Genomic DNA, 3,147 nt, shown 5'->3' with positions numbered 1-3,147 from the left:
GAAAGCTGACGTGAATAACGATGTTGCTCATGGCTAGTCGCTATCACTGAATTCGTAGTTCGTTCATTCGCTACAAGGCCAGAAACACTTCTTGGGTGTTGTATGGTTAAGCCTCACGGGTAATTAGTATGGGTTAGCTCAACACGTCGCCGCGCTTACACACCCCACCTATCAACGTTGTGGTCTCCAACGGCCCTTTAGGACCCTCAAGGGGTCAGGGATGACTCATCTCAGGGCTCGCTTCCCGCTTAGATGCTTTCAGCGGTTATCGATTCCGAACTTAGCTACCGGGCAGTGCCACTGGCGTGACAACCCGAACACCAGAGGTTCGTTCACTCCGGTCCTCTCGTACTAGGAGCAACTCCCTTCAATCATCCAACGCCCACGGCAGATAGGGACCGAACTGTCTCACGACGTTCTGAACCCAGCTCGCGTACCACTTTAAATGGCGAACAGCCATACCCTTGGGACCGACTTCAGCCCCAGGATGTGATGAGCCGACATCGAGGTGCCAAACACCGCCGTCGATATGAACTCTTGGGCGGTATCAGCCTGTTATCCCCGGAGTACCTTTTATCCGTTGAGCGATGGCCCTTCCATTCAGAACCACCGGATCACTATGACCTACTTTCGTACCTGCTCGACCTGTCCGTCTCGCAGTTAAGCTGGCTTATGCCATTGCACTAACCTCCTGATGTCCGACCAGGATTAGCCAACCTTCGTGCTCCTCCGTTACTCTTTGGGAGGAGACCGCCCCAGTCAAACTACCCACCAGGCACTGTCCGCGACCCCGATTCAGGGGCCTGCGTTAGAACATCAAACATACAAGGGTGGTATTTCAAGGACGGCTCCAGCGCAACTGGCGTCACGCCTTCAAAGCCTCCCACCTATCCTACACATGTAGGTTCAATGTTCAGTGCCAAGCTGTAGTAAAGGTTCACGGGGTCTTTCCGTCTAGCCGCGGGTACACCGCATCTTCACGGCGAATTCGATTTCACTGAGTCTCGGGTGGAGACAGCATGGCCATGGTTACACCATTCGTGCAGGTCGGAACTTACCCGACAAGGAATTTCGCTACCTTAGGACCGTTATAGTTACGGCCGCCGTTTACCGGGGCTTCGATCAAGAGCTTCGCTTGCGCTAACCCCATCAATTAACCTTCCGGCACCGGGCAGGTGTCACACCCTATACGTCCACTTTCGTGTTTGCAGAGTGCTGTGTTTTTGATAAACAGTCCCAGCCATCTGGTCACTGCGACTCCCGTCAGCTCCATCCGCAAGGGACTTCACCAACAAGAGCGTACCTTCTCCCGAAGTTACGGTACTATTTTGCCTAGTTCCTTCACCCGAGTTCTCTCAAGCGCCTTGGTATTCTCTACCCGACCACCTGTGTCGGTTTGGGGTACGATGACTTGTAATCTGAAGCTTAGAGGCTTTTCCTGGAAGCAGGGCATCAATGGCTTCCGCACCGTAGTGCGTTCGTCTCGTGTCTCAGCGTTGCACCTCCGGATTTACCTAAAGGTACCGCCTACGCACTTTCACCAGGACAACCGTCGCCTGGCCCACCTAGCCTTCTCCGTCCCCCCATCGCAATTACAAGTCGTGCAGGAATATTAACCTGCTTCCCATCGACTACGCCTTTCGGCCTCGCCTTAGGGGTCGACTCACCCTGCCCCGATTAACGTTGGACAGGAACCCTTGGTCTTCCGGCGAGGAGGCTTTTCACCCCCTTTATCGTTACTTACGTCAGCATTCGCACTTCTGATATCTCCAGCATACCTCTCGATACACCTTCGCAGACTTACAGAACGCTCCCCTACCACTTGCACTAAGTGCAAATCCGCGGCTTCGGTGCCTGGTTTGAGCCCCGTTACATCTTCCGCGCAGGCCGACTCGACTAGTGAGCTATTACGCTTTCTTTAAATGATGGCTGCTTCTAAGCCAACATCCTAGCTGTCTGAGCCTTCCCACATCGTTTCCCACTTAACCAGAACTTTGGGACCTTAGCCGGCGGTCTGGGTTGTTTCCCTCTTCACGACGGACGTTAGCACCCGCCGTGTGTCTCCCGGATATTACTTACTGGTATTCGGAGTTTGCATGGGGTTGGTAAGTCGGGATGACCCCCTAGCCCAAACAGTGCTCTACCCCCAGTAGTATTCGTCCGAGGCGCTACCTAAATAGCTTTCGGGGAGAACCAGCTATCTCCGAGTTTGATTGGCCTTTCACCCCCAGCCACAGGTCATCCCCTAACTTTGCAACGTTAGTGGGTTCGGTCCTCCAGTTGATGTTACTCAACCTTCAACCTGCCCATGGCTAGATCACCCGGTTTCGGGTCTACACCTTGCAACTAGACGCCCAGTTAAGACTCGGTTTCCCTACGGCTCCCCTATACGGTTAACCTCGCTACAAAATGTAAGTCGCTGACCCATTATACAAAAGGTACGCAGTCACCCCGAAGGGCTCCCACTGCTTGTACGTACACGGTTTCAGGTTCTATTTCACTCCCCTCACAGGGGTTCTTTTCGCCTTTCCCTCACGGTACTGGTTCACTATCGGTCAGTCAGGAGTATTTAGCCTTGGAGGATGGTCCCCCCATATTCAGACAGGATGTCACGTGTCCCGCCCTACTCGATTTCACATCAAGGTTGTTTTCGTGTACGGGGCTATCACCCTGTATCGCCGGCCTTTCCAGGACCGTTCCACTAACTTCCAAGATGCTTAAGGGCTAATCCCCGTTCGCTCGCCGCTACTGAGGGAATCTCGGTTGATTTCTTTTCCTCGGGGTACTTAGATGTTTCAGTTCTCCCGGTTCGCCTCTGTTACCTATGTATTCAGTAACAGATACCCGAGTTGTCTCGGGTGGGTTTCCCCATTCGGAAATCCGTGAGTCGTAATGTCTCTTACCGACTGCTCACGGCTTATCGCAGGTTAGTACGTCCTTCATCGCCTCTGACTGCCAAGGCATCCACCATGTACGCTTAGTCACTTAACCATACAACCCCAAGAAGTGTCGGTGAAACCGGCACAGCCTGTTGTCGTACAACAAGGACCAAATAAAATTTGGTTTTCGCCAAGAAGTTTCCAAAGCACTTGTAACAAATGTTTGAGAACTACTTTTTAAATCAGCTTTCCAGATTGTTAAAGAGCA

At 52.6% G+C, this 3,147-nt stretch carries 1 rRNA gene; it reads right to left on the bottom strand.

Features of this window, described 5'->3' with window-relative positions:
- Window positions 1-102: 102 nt before the first annotated feature.
- Window positions 103-2,991: ribosomal RNA gene (locus tag ACB034_RS20785) — 23S ribosomal RNA — on the bottom strand.
- Between the last annotated feature and the right edge of the window lie 156 nt (window positions 2,992-3,147).

It is taken from the genome of Aeromonas sp. S18(2024), assembly GCF_041402525.1.
In the GTDB taxonomy this organism is placed as follows: Bacteria; Pseudomonadota; Gammaproteobacteria; order Enterobacterales; family Aeromonadaceae; genus Aeromonas; species Aeromonas enteropelogenes.
Note: the sequence above shows the minus strand (reverse complement) of the source record. Positions and strands in the feature narration are given on the sequence as shown.